The following is a 15,014-nucleotide window of genomic DNA, read 5'->3' on the forward strand; positions in this document are numbered from 1 at the left end:
CGGAGCCAATATTCTTATATCAAATTTTAAAAAAACATCATGAAATCATATCTAAAAAACATCGCAGTATGTATTGCATTTACCCTATTTATAACTTCCTGTTCCAATGATGACGATAGCAAACCCGTAGAGGGAACTTTTGGCGACGTGGAATTATTTTTTGACAATGGCGTGTCAGGCGATGCACTGACGCTTGGAAATTCCTACACCAATTCTAATGGCGAAACCCTGAAACTGCAACGTTTTAACTATATCGTGAGCAACTTTGTACTCATTAAAGAAGATGGCAGTCAGTTTACCTATCCAAAAGACGACAGCTACTTTATTATCAGCGAAGAAGCCGGAACTTTTACAGTTCACTTAGAAAACGTACCGGTAGGCGATTATAAAAAAATCAAATTCGGTATTGGGGTCGACCAGCAACGCTACCTGCAGGGCGAAACTGCACAGCAAAGCTTTTGGGACCTGGCAGCCGCCAATAATATGACCTGGACCTGGTCTACAGGATATCGCTTCATCAATTTTGAGGGAACGTTTACTGCCGCCGGAGGCGATGGTGTTTCCAGAAACTTTATGGTGCATCAGGGAAGCAATACCGCTACCGATAACTATATAGAAGTTACCCTTAACCTTCCAACCACAGCACGTGTCAGAACAGAAGAAATGCCAAACATCCACCTCAAAAGTGATGCGAATGTTATTCTGGACGGTGATAATAAGATTGCATTACGCCTGAACATGAACCCGGCCGGCACGGCAGCCAGCATTATGGGAGGAGAAAACCTCATCAGTATTGCGGAAAATACTAAAAAGATGTTTACGGTAGACCACGTGCACAATGGTGCCGGAACCCACCACTAATTCACCGTATTTCTAATCTAAAAAAGAGAGTCCGGTTGGGAATCGTTTCCGACCGGATACTCCCTATATGCTAATCTGGAAAACTCCAGGCAAAACTTATACAATGAAAAGAATAGCACTCTTTCTGATACTGCTATCGATATTCTCATGTCAGGATGATGATAGCAATTATACTGAAATCAACCAGCCGCTGGATTTTATTGTCCCGGCAAACTTTCCCGATACAGCTCAGGACATTGGTCGTAATTTCCCAACACAAAAAGGTTTTGAGCTTGGAAGGAAATTATTTTATGACGGACGGCTTTCGAGAGACGGAACCGTTTCCTGTTCTTTCTGCCATGAGCAGTCATCGGCTTTTACGCATCATGGACACGATTTCAGCCATGGCATTGACAACCTTGCCGGAATCAGAAATGCTCCGGCTGTACAGAACATGGCTTTTCAAAGCGAATATTTTTATGATGGGGCTTCCAACAGCCTGGAAATGCTTTCGATAGTACCCATACACAATCCCGTAGAAATGGATGAAACGCTGGAAAATATTGTGTCCAAACTTAAACAGAACACTGCCTATGTCAAGCTGTTTGCACAGGCATTCGAAAACAGGGAAGTCAGTTCAGGCAACATGCTTAAGGCATTAGGTCAGTTCATGACGATGATGATTTCCGCCAATTCAAGATATGATAAATTTGTACGTAATGAACCCGGCGGAACACTCAACAGCCAGGAACTACAAGGACGTGACCTATTCCAGTCCAACTGTGCCACATGCCACAAAACCGACCTCTTTACAGACCATTCGTTCCGCAACAATGGCCTGCCACCCAATCCTAATCTAAATGATTTGGGCAGGGAAACCGTTACCGGATTTGCCCGCGACCGTTATAAATTTAAAGTCCCGAGCCTCAGGAATGTTGCGCTTACTGCTCCTTACATGCACGATGGCCGTTTTGGTTCGCTGCAATCTGTATTGAATTTTTATTCTAACGGAGTACAAAACACGGAAAACCTCGACCCGTTGCTTCAACAGCATCCAACCTTAGGTATACCGCTCAATCAAACAGAAAAAGAAGCGATTATCGCATTTCTGAAAACACTAACCGATGAAGAGTTTATCCAAAACCCGCTCTTCTATTTCCGTACCTAAAATCATAATAATGAAAAAGATATTTTTTATTCTCGCATTATTTGCCCTTTTCGGGCAGACAGCCAGCGCAGGCACCGAAGAAGATTCTATTTACAACCCGTTCCGAAACTACAACCTGTTTTTTGGAGAAGACTGTGACGCCTGTGGTTGCTCTGCCAATGGCGGAAGCATGGGATTCAGTTCCATGCTGAATAACAATTTTGTGGGCATCCGGTATTTCCATCAAAGTTATAAAAGCCGTGACGGTGTGTTTAATAATTCTCCGTGGATAGATGAAAACTTCAACACCGCCCAGGTATGGACAAGAATACCGTTAGGAAAACGTATCGAAGTTATGGGCCTGATTCCTTATCACTTTAACAACCGCGAAAAAGCAACAGGAAAAGAAGATATTAACGGATTAGGCGACATTACCGTAATGGGGTTCTATACACTTTTCGGAACCCGAACCGACAGTGCAACCGTATTTCACAAATTCCAATTAGGTGCGGGCCTAAAAGCGCCTACCGGAAAATATGACAGCGCCAATAACGGCAGCGTAAACCCAAGTTTCCAGTTGGGAACCGGAAGTTGGGATTATATGCTGGCTACAGAATATACTGTAAAGAGAAAGAATCTGGGACTTAATGCTATACTCAACTATATTTTCAAAACTGAAAATGAGAAAAAATATCAGTTTGGCAATCAGTTTAATTATGCGGCTACGCTGTTTTACAACGCTAAAATTGAAAACCTGAATGTAGTACCGCAATTAGGACTTGCCGGAGAAAAATATGAGGACAATAAAGACCATGGCGAAAAAGTACCGCTCACGGCCGGAGACATATTGTTTGGTAAAATGGGCGTAGAAATAGGACTCCAAAAATGGGCGTTAGGACTAAGTACTATGCTGCCTATTAACCAAAATCTGACAGGTGGCAGAGTCGAGGCTAATTACAGATGGTCATTGAACCTGAACTATTCTCTTTAAGTATCCTATTCCGGCTGTTGATTTCACTACACAGACTCAATAGCCGGAATTTAAAAATCCGATAGGGTTCGTTGTCAGATTATTATAGCTTCTTTTTCCAAAAATCTTTATTTTAGCAGTACTATTTGACAATTGCTATAAAAATGAGAAATAAGCCCTTACTGATTTGCCTGCTTTTTTTCTTTTGCGCTTCGGCATGGCCACAAGCCACAGTAAGCAATTATAAAGTTTTTCTGGCAACAGTCAGTTCCGGGACAAAAAACCTACTTATAATACGGAAATTTGAGCAGTACGGAAAGACCAATTATCTTACTGTCGACCTCAACACTATGGACACGCAAATCCTTAGGGCCGACAAACTAATAACTACTACTATCAGCTGGCAAAAATTATATTCCGACTATGCCAATACACCTTACATAAAAGCACTAACCTATGCCAAAAAACAGTCTTTTGCGTTACAGGATGCCGGAATAATTCACGGTTGGCCTGTAGAAAAAGGCATAAACCTGACTGTCGATTTATGCCCGTCTCACAAACCTCTTGACAGGACCATCTTTACGTCATTGATATCTGAATTCGGAAAAATTGAAAAGCCGGTACCAATTGCACTTTCTATCACAGGACGATTTATGCTCGACCATACCAACGATATGGAATGGCTCAATAGTTTGGAAGCCAAGGGCGATATTGATATTACCTGGATAAACCATACATACAACCATTATTATGAGCCAAAAATGCCCCTGACAGAAAACTTTCTTCTGAAACCGGGCACCAATATTGATTTTGAAGTTTTACAAACTGAAATTGCGCTCCTGGAACGTCAGCTATTGCCATCGGTCTTTTTTAGATTTCCGGGACTTGTTTCAGACAACAGCGTTAGCAGTAACATCATCAATTACGGGTTGATTCCTATTGGCAGCGATGCCTGGCTGGCTAAAGGACAGAAAGCTAATGCGGGAAGCATCGTTCTTATTCACGGAAACGGGAACGAACCTGTGGGAGTAAATGATTTTATCAAACTGCTTCAATCAGAAAAACAAAAAGTGTTAGACAAACAATGGCTATTGTATGACCTGAAAGAAAGTATAAGCGAAGAGTTTAAAGAATAACCCCTAACAAGAAATACAATGTCAGTAGATTTTGAAATAATAATACGATTCCTGCTCGCCATCTTATGGGGTGGTCTTGTGGGTGCCGAAAGAGAATATAAAGGAAAACCTGCGGGATTCCGGACTACTATCATGATTTCTTTCGGAGCCTGTTTCTTTACAATAATGTCGATTGCCATTGGAGGCGACAGCAGTCCTGACAGGATAGCTTCTAATATTGTAACCGGATTGGGATTTTTATGTGCCGGAGTCATTTTCAAATCAGACAACCATATTAACGGAATAACCACAGCAGCCACCGTTTGGGCAGTTGCAGCTGTAGGAATGGGAATTGGAGGAGGTTATTATTTCGCTTCTGCAAGCGGTAGCATTCTCATATTATTTATCTTGTTGATACTTCCCTATTTTCAAAAAATCATCGATAAGAAAAATCAGTTAAGGGTACTTACCATTGAATACCGGCAAAACTCCGGGGCTCTTGAACTATGCGAAAACCTGATGAAACAGCACAGGATACGCTATCAGATGGTAAAGCAAATCAGGGAAAAAGAAAATATGACCGTCGTTTGGGAAATACATGGAAATCAGACCCATTTCATATCATTTAACAACAGGATTATGGCTGAGCCTTCCATTGACCGGGTTGAAACATTGCGCTAAAAGACCCATCTGAAACCGCCTTTTGAAAATGTTTTTAAAGAATTCAGCAAAATTATTTCTTCAATAATTTTTTAAAAAATTCTACATTGTTTTTATAAATGAATGAATATTCATTTATATTTGCACCATGAGAATGAGAGATGCAGACAAGATTAGTCTTGTAAGGCAAAAAGCAATTGAATTAATTGCGACACATGGCCTGGAAGGTTTTAGCATGAACAAGCTTGCCAAAGCCTGCGGTATTTCTGTGGCCACACTTTACATTTATTATAAGGACCGGGATGACCTTATCCTGAAAATTGCAGTAGAAGAAGGAAACATAATGGGGGCTGCCATGATTGTTGGGTTTGACCCTGAAATGTCACTCGAAGAAGGCTTGCGTAAGCAATGGGAAAACCGTTGCAACTATTCTATGAAAAATCCTAAGACATCACTTTTTTTTGAACAGCTTCGTAGCTCGTCCTATCAGGAAGAATTTCTCGCCTCGTTCCTCAAAGAATTCAAGTCTGTTGTAGGCAAGTTCATGCACAATATCATCGAAAGAGGAGAAATTGAAAAAATGCCTTTTGAAGTATATTGGTCCGTAGCTTTTGCCCCACTCTACAATCTCATCCGCTTTCATAACGAAGGAAAAAGCAAAGGAGGGAGACCTTTTAAGCTTACTGACGAAGTATTATGGCTGACCTTCGACTTTGTAATAAAAGCATTGAAAAAATAATTCATACGCTAATTAAAATCATCAATTCATCAAAAATATGGACAAACAACAATCCTTGTCTTTTACGGGTTATCAAAAATTCGTAATCTTTATATTGGCCATAACACAGTTTACGGTCATACTGGATTTTATGGTCATGTCGCCTTTGGGTGATATGCTTATGAAATCACTTGATTTAAAACCTTCGGCTTTTGGCGTTGCCGTTTCGGCCTATGCGTTTAGTGCCGGAATATCCGGATTGCTAACGGCCGGTTTTGCAGACAAATTTGACAGAAAGAAGTTATTACTGTTCTTTTACATCGGTTTTATTATCGGAACTATTTTTTGCGGACTCGCAGAAAATTATACGATGCTGGTTGCCGCACGAATCTTTACCGGACTCTTTGGCGGTGTTATCGGTTCCATATCCATGGCTATTATTACTGATATATTTGCTTTGCAACAACGTGGTCGCGTCATGGGATTCATCCAGATGGGATTTGGAGCCAGCCAGGTTTTAGGGGTACCTATCGGTATCTATATTGCTACATTGTGGAAATGGGAAGCTCCGTTCTGGATGATTGCTGCTTTCAGTGTTCTCATAGCCATTGCCATTGCTGTCTATTTAAAACCGTTAACAGCTCACCTGTCCTTACAGCACGATAAGTCCGCCTTTGTTCACTTATGGCATACGGTTTCAAAACGCGATTACCGCATTGCTTTTACATCAACAGCTCTGCTTTCAATAGGTGGATTTATGATGATGCCGTTTGGTAGTGCCTTTGCGGTTAACAATCTTGGGGTTAATTATAATCAACTTACCATGTTGCTAATGGTTTCGGGTATCAGTTCGCTGGTTGTCATGCCAATAATAGGAAAACTAAGCGATAAAATAAATAAGTACACTTTATTTGCAGGAGCATCGGTATGGATGATGATTATATGTGTAGTTTATACTAATCTTAGTGTTACGCCCTTGCCAATTGTAATGGTATTGAATATCATGATGATGATGGGTATTATGAGCCGTATGATTCCATCTTCGGCTTTGACAAGTGCTGTTCCTGATATGGCAGACCGTGGCGCTTTTATGAGTATCAACTCCTCACTACAGCAAATTGCGGGAGGAATTGCCGCTGCAGTAGCCGGTATGATTGTTACGCAGGAAAGCAAAGGAAGTCCGTTAGTAAATTACAATATTGTAGGATATGTAATTGTCTGTATCTCCATTATCAGTATTATCCTGATGTGGCGTGTCTACAAGCTAACAGTTAAAAAAACACAGTATACTCAGGTCGCCCCGTCACAAGATGAAGTACCACAAAATTTAAATGAAGCTCTTTAAAAATAAAAAGGCGAAAAGAATATCTTTTCGCCTTTTTTATCTTATCACAATTGCCTATGATTTATGAAGGAATTGCCTCAATACATACTGCAATATACCTTCGTTTCTATAGTATTCAATTTCAATCTTGGAATCCAGACGGGCAATGGCCTTAAACTGGATTTTTTCTCCGTTTTTCCTTTGGGCAGTAACCTCAACTTCTTTTAACGGCCTGATTTCATTGGCAATTCCGGTTATACTGAATTGTTCGGCTCCGGTAAGTCCTAAACTCTCCGCATTCTGACCGGACAGATATTGTAAAGGCAACACGCCCATTCCTACCAGATTGCTCCTGTGGATTCTTTCATAACTTTCGGCCAATACTGCCTTAACACCTAATAAAAAAGTTCCCTTCGCAGCCCAGTCTCTTGAAGAACCGCTTCCGTATTCTTTTCCGGCCAGGATAATCAGCGGAGTCTGTGCTTCTTTATATTTAACCGAAGCATCATACACAGTCATTTCCTCTCCTGTTGGCAGGTATTTTGTATAACCGCCTTCTTTATCTGCCAATTTGTTTTTAATACGGACGTTGGCAAAGGTACCGCGAATCATAACCTCATCATGTCCACGACGCGAACCATACGAATTAAACTCTTCTTTAGGTACTCCGCGGCTAAGCAGGTATTTTCCTGCAGCGGATGATTCACCATAAGAACCGGCAGGCGAAATATGGTCGGTTGTAATACTGTCGCCCAAAACCAGTAATGCACTGGCATTTTCTATATCTTTCAAGGGTTGCGGATGGTCAGGAAGATTTTTAAAGAAAGGAGCTTCCTTTATGTAGGTAGATTGATTGTCCCAGACATATATTTTTTCGTTTGGCACCTCAAGGTTCTGCCAGATTTCGTTACCGTCAAAAATAGTCCCGTAGCTGTTGGCAAATTGTTTAGGTGATAATACTGAGCTCATAATGCTGTTAATCTCATCGTTTGAAGGCCATATATCTTTTAAATAGACCGGCTGCTGGTTTGGGTCATAGCTAATTGGTTCATTTAAAAGGTCAATGTCAACGCGACCGGCAATTGCATAAGCAACAACCAGCATTGGCGACATCAGGAAGTTCATTTTGATTTGCGGATGTATCCTTGCCTCAAAATTTCTGTTACCGGAAAGTACAGAAGCCATTACCAAATCATGCTCTTCAATAGCTTTGGCTATATGTGCAGGAAGCGGTCCTGAATTTCCAATACAGGAAGTACAGCCATAACCTACAATATGAAATTTCATTGATTGCAGGTCATCTAATAAGTCGGCTTTGATGAGATAATCCGTTACAACTTTGGAACCCGGCGCCAAAGAGGTTTTGACCCACGGTTTTACATTGAGTCCGCGTTCTCTTGCTTTTCGGGCTACCAGTCCTGCTCCAATCATCACATAGGGATTTGAGGTATTCGTACAGGAAGTTATGGCGGCAATAACAACAGCGCCATCCGATAACATAAACTGCTCCTGCCCTACAGTTACGGTAACGATTTTCATACCGTCTTCTATTTTTTCTTCAATCTTCGTATCCGGCACCATTGCAGTTTCCGTTTGTATTGGCAAACTGCTTCCTCCTTCGGCAAACCATCGTGTCAGTTGTTCCTGAGGTTTGATGTATTTACGCCCGAATGACTGATTCAGGACATCGATAAACGTTGTCGGAAAATTTTTCAGCAATATCTTATCCTGCGGTCTTTTAGGTCCGGCAATTGTTGGCTCTATCGTTGAAAGGTTTAATTCCAAAACATGTGTATAGGTGATTTCTTCATTCCCGGTACGCCACAATAAATTGGCCTTGCAGTAATCTTCTACAAGCTGCACCTGATTCTCAGAATGGTTCGTCATACGCATGTATTCCAACGTTTTCTCATCAATTGGGAAATAGGTTACCGTACAACCAAATTCCGGCGACATATTGCCTATTGTAGCCCGGTCAGGAACAGTAAGATTATCCAGTCCCGGACCAAAAACTTCAACAAACTTTCCAACTACGCCATATTTGCGAAGCAGTTCGGCAATGGTCAAAACCATATCGGTTGCCGTAGAGCCTAACGGAATCTTTCCTGTAAGTCGTAATCCTATGACTTCCGGCATGATAAAATAGATAGGCTGTCCTAAAATGGCAGCTTCTGCCTCTATTCCTCCAACACCCCATGCTATGACGCCTATTCCGTTCACCATTGGCGTATGGCTGTCTGTTCCTACCAGCGTGTCCGGAAACACTTCCCCATTACGCTCAATCACACCTTTAGACAGGTATTCCAGATTGACCTGATGGCAGATACCCATGCCCGGCGGTACCACACTAAAATTGCTAAACGACTTCTGTGCCCATTTCAAAAACTGGTAACGTTCTTTGTTACGCTTGTATTCTTCATCCATATTACGGGCATAGGAATACTCCGTTCCAAAATAATCGACCTGCACAGAATGGTCAATAACCAAATCTACAGGAATCAACGGATTTATTTCATCGGGATTCTTGCCTTTACGGGCAATTTCGGCCCTTAGTGAAGCAATATCAACAACTGCTGGAACGCCTGTAAAATCCTGCATCAAAACGCGGGCCGGCTTAAAAGGAATGTCCTTATCCGAAGCTTCGGGTTTCCAATTCAGCAGGGTTTCAATATTTTCGCGTGTAATCGCAAAATCATCAAAGTTGCGCAATGCATTTTCCAACAGTATCCGGATAGAAAATGGCATCTTTTTGATGTTGAATCCGTGCTTTTCCATTTCAGGCAGGCTATAATAAGTAAAGGCCCCGTTTTTGGTATTCAGCAATTTCTTAATCTGATAAATGTCTTTTGTCATAAATCACACGTATTAGTTAATTGAAAAGTACTATAAAGATAAGGCATCTCTCTGATACAGCAATATTTGGAATGCTGATTAATCGGGGAAAAATTATGGCTTTAGAAAAATTTACCTTACAAAACCAAAAAGCCCCATTTTCATGGGGCTCATTGCTTGCATAATTTAAGTAACTAATTCAAATCCTATATAATTGAAAACAATTATAAGTTCAAGCAATATATTGATATCGAACTATTTAAACTTAACTATTTACAAATATAGAAATTAGAACCAATTATTCCGAATGAAGTAACAGTCATTTCTGAAATCGGATTGTTATTTCTTTTCAGATAATTCCTTGATTTTATTCAGCGCTTTGGGCCAGGTTTCATTGAAGAAATCCTCATATTCCTCGGTTATGCCCATATCAACCAAAAGCTGCGTCTTACCATTTACCATCTTTAGGGTATAATTTTCAAGGGCTCCGGCCCAATCGTTACTCTTTTCGTTTTCTGTATGCTCGATTCCGTCCATTATGACTCCTAAATGCTCAATAGACATGTATTCATTGGGAATGTTTTTCGCAATTCTGGCTATCATGCCTTCATTATCTGCATTCAGGAAAAGTACCTTGCTGCCTTCTTTCCAATCCGTTTCTGCTCTCGATCCTTCGCTAAAAGGAGCTGTCCATTGCGGATAAGTATCTTTTCCCCATAAAATGTCCCATACTTTTTCGCGTGGTGCATCCACTTCTATTGAAAATTCTATTTTTTTCATCGTTTTATTGTTTTTTAGTTGTAGCAGTCTGTTTATCAGACCATCTATTACAAATATCCGTCCTTTTTGATTAGTATAAAGGGGTAAAATGCGACAATATCGAGGGTCATTTGGGTAAGATTTTTATTTTTTTTCACAGCCTATGCAACCATTTTCAAACGAGTTGCGTCTATGCTAATAGAAGTCGGTTTTTAATCGGCACCAGAAACACAAACTTTAAAACATATAAAAATGAAACGTATTTTACTTCTAGCTATCTTATTGCCAACATTCAGTTTTGCACAAGAAACAAAAAATGACAACACAGAAACATCCGGGCTAAAACCAAGATTTACCATTTCTGGAAATACAACTTTTTCCGACCCTTCACAAGCTGGATTGAGCCTGGAATATAAGAGCAAGAATTTAGACAGCGGAAGAAACTCTTCCAACATATTGAATCTTTCTTACGGAATGATGAATTATGACAACAATATTGTAGACGTAGACGGAACCGGTTTTGTAATTGAATTGGGAAGCAGAACCTATATTGAAAAAGGAAAATGGGACGGATTTTATGCTGAAAACTTTATTTCTTATGGAAACATAAAATTTGATGAAAATATTGGAGGTTTAGGAAAATTTGACGGAACCTATTCTTACTGGAGTATTATTAATCCAAACGTAGGTTACAGATTCATGATTGGAAAAAATGTAAGTATCGACCCGTATGTTGGAGCTAACTGGAAATGGGAAGTAAAAGGTAAAGGTGATGTAGACAATAAAGATGTCGATAACTTTGTATTCAGAGGAGGAATCAAAATCGGATACAGTTTCTAATTGTACAGTTAACTGCTAAGGCTAAAAATACAGAAATTGTTCCGAATTTTTAGCCTTACATAAATCTACTTAATTCGCAAATACCAGATCATCAATGAAAAAATCATTTTTCCTTATTTCTTTAATTGCACTTATGACGCTTACAAGCTGCAGGGTTACCAAAACAATAACCATGATTAATGCCAAATCCAATGCAGCCGAAACCGAAGTAGAGTTCATAAAACATAAGATTACTTCCATTTCGTTCCTGCCATTAAGTGAAGAACAGGAAGAAATTGCCATTGGCATCTGGAAAAAGGAAAAGGAACAGTTGGAAAAAAACAGGCTGAAAAAAAATTCCGAAATCGCACGGGTTATTTTTCAATCTGAAAATGAATTCAGAAGCATCTTGACACCGGAACAGCTACAGGAATACAAAGCAGAATATAACGATTCCATGATAACAAAATATTTCCTAAGCAACCGTGCTATGAATGAAATTAAAAGAATTTATAAATTGGAAGGAGAAATCAGATAAAACCTATCGGGCAAGCACACGCTCCAGTTCTCTTCTGTAAGTAATGCCCACCGGAATCTTTTGGCTGTTCACGACAAGTACATCTCTTTCATTTTCTTCAATCTTGTCTACAGCCACTATATAGGATTTATGAACCCGTAAAAACTGCCCTCCCGGCAAACTCGCTTCCAGCTCATTGGTAGTCATTGAAGCCAAATATGTTTTCCCGGATGTAAAAATCTTGACATAATTGCCATAGCTCTGTGCAAAAAGAATTTTCCTGACATCCAGGTCTACTATTCCCCCATCCGCTTTTATGCTGATGAACAGGTTGGAAACCATCGCTTTTTTTTCGGCATAAAAAGAAAAGAAACGCTCAATAGATTTCAAAAAACGTGGAAAATAAATGGGTTTTAGAAGGTAATCAATTACGCCATAATCATAACTTTCCAAAGCAAATTCAGAATATGCCGTAGTGAGGATGGTTCTGGGTTGCGATGGAAGAATCTTTAGCAATTCCAGTCCGGTTATTTCCGGCATATCAATATCGAGAAACATCAGATCAACCGGGTTTTCCCTAATATAGTTCATTGCCTCAATGCCATTATAGCATTGGTGTACCAGTTCCAGTTCCGGATTTTGACGAATATAATTCGTTAGCACATAATGGGCCGCAGGTTCGTCATCAACAATAATGCATTTTTTAGGGTCCTTCATCATTCGGCTATTTTTTTCAGGGGAAGTTCTAAATCGACTGTATATTCCTTACCCGAATTGTTGATGTCTAGTTTGTAATCATTACCGTAAATAAGCTTTAGGCGTTCCGTCGTGTTCCTGATTCCTATTCCTGTAGAAACGACATTTACTTTCTTTTCGGGTATGGAATTTCGGATTTTCAGACACAATTTTCCTTTTTTAACCACTATGGTAATATGTACATAGCAATTTTCAATAGCACAGGTTCCGTGTTTGAATGCATTTTCTACAAAAGCAATCAGCAGCATGGGAGAAATCTTATAGGCATTTTCATTATCAATCCTGCTTTCATAAGTAATCTCGCAACGATAACCAACGCGCTCCTTTTCAAGCTGTATGTAGCTGTTAATAAAAGACAGTTCTTCGTCCAGCGATACGCATTGTTTCGCATTGCTTTCCAGCTGATAGCGCATCAGTTGCGATACTTTCATAATCAAATCCGGAGTTCTTTGCGGAAATTCAAGACTTATTCCATAAAGCGTATTAAAAGTATTAAAAAGAAAATGCGGATTCAATTGACTTTTAAGCGAGTTGAGCTGCATCTGGTTAAAGAGTAAAGCCTCTTCCCTTTTTTTCTTTTCTTCTCTGTAAAACTTAAGGAACATGACAGGTCCTAAAATACAGATTAAAGTTCCCACAACAGTTGCCAGTTGGTATTGGTAGCTCTTCTGGTGAGAGAATTCATATAAGGAGGAAGCTTTGGTTAGCCAAACCGATGAAATCTCATAAACGATAACCGAAAAAAGAAGCGCCAGCAAAATCGTCAGTCCCAGATATAAAAGTCCTTTATGTTTTTTTACCAATATGGGTAATAAAAAAAAGCGGTTGGCCTGTGCATGCAGGTATAGCATCAGGTAATAGCCTACACCGGAAAAAACAGCAATTGGAGAATTAAATAAAATCCAATCGTTTTTCAGGGAAAAAATAGAGAATGAAAACAGTAATATTGCAACCTCCTGCCACCATTTATTGTCCAAAACATTGTCGACTTTCAATTTCATTTTTTGCAATTAAGGCTACAAATTAACGATTTATTATTAAATTTTTATCGGATTTAATGACCAATTGAATTCGTCATTTTTTATGAACGATTTGTCATTTAAAACAGCCTCACCTGCTACGTCTGCTGTAAATTTGCACTTTCAAACTTATATCAGGCTTAAAAAATGACTACAAAAAGAATAAGTCTTTTCCTTCTAACCCTCTTTTTCTTTCAAGGGTTTTCCCAAACCCTTAGCCTGAAAGAAGCTGTAGAAACGGGAATGACTAACTACGGAACCCTAAAGGCAAAAAACAAATATGCCGAGGCTTCCAAAGAAAGCGTAAAACAGGCACGCAGAGACTATCTGCCCAACTTAAATCTGGCGGCCCAACAAGACTATGGAACTGTCAATGGCCAAAACGGACCTTTGTATGGATTTGGCGGACTTGGTGTTGCTTCATCCGGACTACCACTCCCGGAACAAAACTGGAATGCGGCTTTTGGGGCCTTATATCTGGTCAACATGAATTGGGATTTCTTCACTTTTGGAAGAGCAAAACAGCGAATCAATCTGGCAAAAGCAGATGCAGAACGCTCTGAAAAAGATTTGGAACAGGAAAAATTCCAGCACAAAATCAAAATTTCTGCTGCCTATCTCAACCTGCTGGCAAGCCAACGACTGCTGATTTCACAGGAAAAAAATCTGGAGCGAGCCGTTGTTTTCCAAAAAATAGCGGCGGCACGAGTAAAAAACGGATTGCTTCCCGGTGTAGATTCAACATTGGCTTCTGCAGAAGTATCCAGGGCAAAAATCATGCTGAATCAGGGCAAAGACCAGGTCAAAGAACTGAACAACAAGCTGGTGGCTCTTATGGGGACAGACATCAAAGACTATGTTCTTGACAGTACATTCGTAAAAAAAATACCGACGTCCATCCTAAGACTCGAAACAGCAACCGACACACTAAATCCTATACTGCAATATTACAGAAGCCGAATCGATTTCAGCAAACAGCAGGTAAGGCTTTTCAAAAGGGAGTACTATCCTACTTTTAGCCTTTTTGGTGTTTACCAGACACGTGCTTCGGGATTCAATTCCAATTATGCTGTCGACCAGACTTCTTATACACGAAATTATTTTGACGGAATCAGTCCTGACCGCCAGAATTATCTTCTTGGTGTTGGCGTTACCTGGAATCTTACCTCCATTGCAAGGTCAAGCAAAAAAGTGAGTGCCCAAAAGCTCATCTCAGAAGCTTTGCAGGAGGAATACAATGTAATTGACCAGCAACTCAAGACACAATCTGATGCTGCCGATGCCAAAATCAGATATGCCATGGACAATTATGCTGAGGCTCCAAAACAGGTACAGGCGGCAGAACAGGCCTATCTTCAAAAAACAACCCTCTATAAAAACGGACTGACCAATCTTGTGGATGTCACCCAAACGCTTTATACGCTAAACCGTGCCGAAATAGACAGGGACATCATTTATACCAATGTTTGGCAATCGCTTTTGATGAAAGCCGCCGCAACAGGAGATTTTGAATTATTTATTAATGAATTTTAATTTTT

The 15,014-nt window shown here is 40.1% G+C and carries 14 protein-coding genes; 10 read left to right on the forward strand and 4 right to left on the reverse strand.

Features of this window, described 5'->3' with window-relative positions; genetic code table 11:
• Positions 1-39: 39 nt before the first annotated feature.
• From BGO88_RS13625 to BGO88_RS13655, 7 genes are all read left to right on the forward strand, one after another.
• Positions 40-861, forward strand: coding sequence for an MbnP family protein (locus tag BGO88_RS13625; RefSeq protein WP_286707231.1), 822 nt, complete (start codon positions 40-42; stop codon positions 859-861).
• Positions 862-964: 103 nt separating this feature from the next.
• Positions 965-2,008 (forward strand): cytochrome-c peroxidase, encoded by a 1,044-nt coding sequence (locus tag BGO88_RS13630; protein WP_286707232.1) that lies wholly within the window; start codon positions 965-967, stop codon positions 2,006-2,008.
• Between the two features lie 10 nt (positions 2,009-2,018).
• On the forward strand, positions 2,019-2,978 hold the full coding sequence (locus tag BGO88_RS13635) for a transporter family protein (RefSeq protein WP_286707233.1): 960 nt from the start codon (positions 2,019-2,021) through the stop codon (positions 2,976-2,978).
• Positions 2,979-3,121: 143 nt separating this feature from the next.
• Positions 3,122-4,093 carry a polysaccharide deacetylase family protein gene (locus BGO88_RS13640; RefSeq protein WP_286707234.1) on the forward strand — a complete coding sequence of 324 codons (972 nt, stop codon included), beginning with the start codon at positions 3,122-3,124 and terminating at the stop codon, positions 4,091-4,093.
• Positions 4,094-4,111: 18 nt separating this feature from the next.
• Positions 4,112-4,753 (forward strand): MgtC/SapB family protein, encoded by a 642-nt coding sequence (locus BGO88_RS13645; protein WP_286707235.1) that lies wholly within the window; start codon positions 4,112-4,114, stop codon positions 4,751-4,753.
• A 127-nt stretch (positions 4,754-4,880) separates the two neighbouring features.
• On the forward strand, positions 4,881-5,471 hold the full coding sequence (locus BGO88_RS13650) for a TetR/AcrR family transcriptional regulator (protein ID WP_286707236.1): 591 nt from the start codon (positions 4,881-4,883) through the stop codon (positions 5,469-5,471).
• A 37-nt stretch (positions 5,472-5,508) separates the two neighbouring features.
• Positions 5,509-6,795, forward strand: coding sequence for an MFS transporter (locus BGO88_RS13655; RefSeq protein WP_286707237.1), 1,287 nt, complete (start codon positions 5,509-5,511; stop codon positions 6,793-6,795).
• A 54-nt stretch (positions 6,796-6,849) separates the two neighbouring features.
• Here BGO88_RS13655 and acnA read toward each other — a convergent pair whose 3' ends face one another.
• Both acnA and BGO88_RS13665 read right to left on the reverse strand, forming a co-directional pair.
• Positions 6,850-9,627, reverse strand: coding sequence for an aconitate hydratase AcnA (acnA, locus tag BGO88_RS13660; RefSeq protein ID WP_286707238.1), 2,778 nt, complete (start codon positions 9,625-9,627; stop codon positions 6,850-6,852).
• 318 nt (positions 9,628-9,945) lie between these two features.
• Positions 9,946-10,386: an SRPBCC family protein gene (locus BGO88_RS13665; RefSeq protein ID WP_101472150.1), complete on the reverse strand. Its 441-nt coding sequence runs from the start codon at positions 10,384-10,386 to the stop codon at positions 9,946-9,948.
• A gap of 231 nt (positions 10,387-10,617) precedes the next feature.
• On the opposite strand from BGO88_RS13665, the gene BGO88_RS13670 reads away from it, so the two are divergent.
• Positions 10,618-11,205 carry an autotransporter domain-containing protein gene (locus BGO88_RS13670; RefSeq protein ID WP_101472151.1) on the forward strand — a complete coding sequence of 196 codons (588 nt, stop codon included), beginning with the start codon at positions 10,618-10,620 and terminating at the stop codon, positions 11,203-11,205.
• A gap of 94 nt (positions 11,206-11,299) precedes the next feature.
• Positions 11,300-11,722 (forward strand): hypothetical protein, encoded by a 423-nt coding sequence (locus BGO88_RS13675; protein WP_286707239.1) that lies wholly within the window; start codon positions 11,300-11,302, stop codon positions 11,720-11,722.
• Between the two features lie 3 nt (positions 11,723-11,725).
• Here BGO88_RS13675 and BGO88_RS13680 read toward each other — a convergent pair whose 3' ends face one another.
• Together BGO88_RS13680 and BGO88_RS13685 are read right to left on the reverse strand one after the other, a co-directional pair.
• The gene (locus tag BGO88_RS13680; protein ID WP_306565942.1) at positions 11,726-12,421 is read right to left on the reverse strand and encodes a LytR/AlgR family response regulator transcription factor; all 696 of its coding nucleotides are present in this window, start codon (positions 12,419-12,421) and stop codon (positions 11,726-11,728) included.
• Positions 12,418-13,458, reverse strand: a complete 1,041-nt coding sequence (locus tag BGO88_RS13685) for a sensor histidine kinase (protein WP_286707240.1) — start codon at positions 13,456-13,458, stop codon at positions 12,418-12,420. Before BGO88_RS13685 ends, BGO88_RS13680 begins: the two co-directional genes overlap by 4 nt.
• Before the next feature lie 165 nt (positions 13,459-13,623).
• On the opposite strand from BGO88_RS13685, the gene BGO88_RS13690 reads away from it, so the two are divergent.
• On the forward strand, positions 13,624-15,009 hold the full coding sequence (locus BGO88_RS13690) for a TolC family protein (protein ID WP_273238819.1): 1,386 nt from the start codon (positions 13,624-13,626) through the stop codon (positions 15,007-15,009).
• Positions 15,010-15,014: the final 5 nt, after the last annotated feature.

The sequence above is a fragment of the Flavobacterium sp. 38-13 genome, from assembly GCF_001899155.1.
GTDB lineage: Bacteria > Bacteroidota > Bacteroidia > Flavobacteriales > Flavobacteriaceae > Flavobacterium > Flavobacterium lindanitolerans.

Excerpts from the sequence above, each read along its gene's own strand:
- BGO88_RS13655 (WP_286707237.1), top strand. The coding sequence starts at position 5,509 with ATGGACAAACAACAATCCTTGTCTTTTACGGGTTATCAAAAATTCGTA.
- BGO88_RS13625 (WP_286707231.1), top strand. The coding sequence starts at position 40 with ATGAAATCATATCTAAAAAACATCGCAGTATGTATTGCATTTACCCTA.
- BGO88_RS13650 (WP_286707236.1), top strand. The coding sequence starts at position 4,881 with ATGAGAATGAGAGATGCAGACAAGATTAGTCTTGTAAGGCAAAAAGCA.
- BGO88_RS13645 (WP_286707235.1), top strand. The coding sequence starts at position 4,112 with ATGTCAGTAGATTTTGAAATAATAATACGATTCCTGCTCGCCATCTTA.
- BGO88_RS13635 (WP_286707233.1), top strand. The coding sequence starts at position 2,019 with ATGAAAAAGATATTTTTTATTCTCGCATTATTTGCCCTTTTCGGGCAG.
- BGO88_RS13665 (WP_101472150.1), bottom strand. The coding sequence starts at position 10,386 with ATGAAAAAAATAGAATTTTCAATAGAAGTGGATGCACCACGCGAAAAA.
- acnA (WP_286707238.1), bottom strand. The coding sequence starts at position 9,627 with ATGACAAAAGACATTTATCAGATTAAGAAATTGCTGAATACCAAAAAC.
- BGO88_RS13685 (WP_286707240.1), bottom strand. The coding sequence starts at position 13,458 with ATGAAATTGAAAGTCGACAATGTTTTGGACAATAAATGGTGGCAGGAG.
- BGO88_RS13640 (WP_286707234.1), top strand. The coding sequence starts at position 3,122 with ATGAGAAATAAGCCCTTACTGATTTGCCTGCTTTTTTTCTTTTGCGCT.
- BGO88_RS13680 (WP_306565942.1), bottom strand. The coding sequence starts at position 12,421 with ATGATGAAGGACCCTAAAAAATGCATTATTGTTGATGACGAACCTGCG.
- BGO88_RS13675 (WP_286707239.1), top strand. The coding sequence starts at position 11,300 with ATGAAAAAATCATTTTTCCTTATTTCTTTAATTGCACTTATGACGCTT.
- BGO88_RS13630 (WP_286707232.1), top strand. The coding sequence starts at position 965 with ATGAAAAGAATAGCACTCTTTCTGATACTGCTATCGATATTCTCATGT.
- BGO88_RS13690 (WP_273238819.1), top strand. The coding sequence starts at position 13,624 with ATGACTACAAAAAGAATAAGTCTTTTCCTTCTAACCCTCTTTTTCTTT.
- BGO88_RS13670 (WP_101472151.1), top strand. The coding sequence starts at position 10,618 with ATGAAACGTATTTTACTTCTAGCTATCTTATTGCCAACATTCAGTTTT.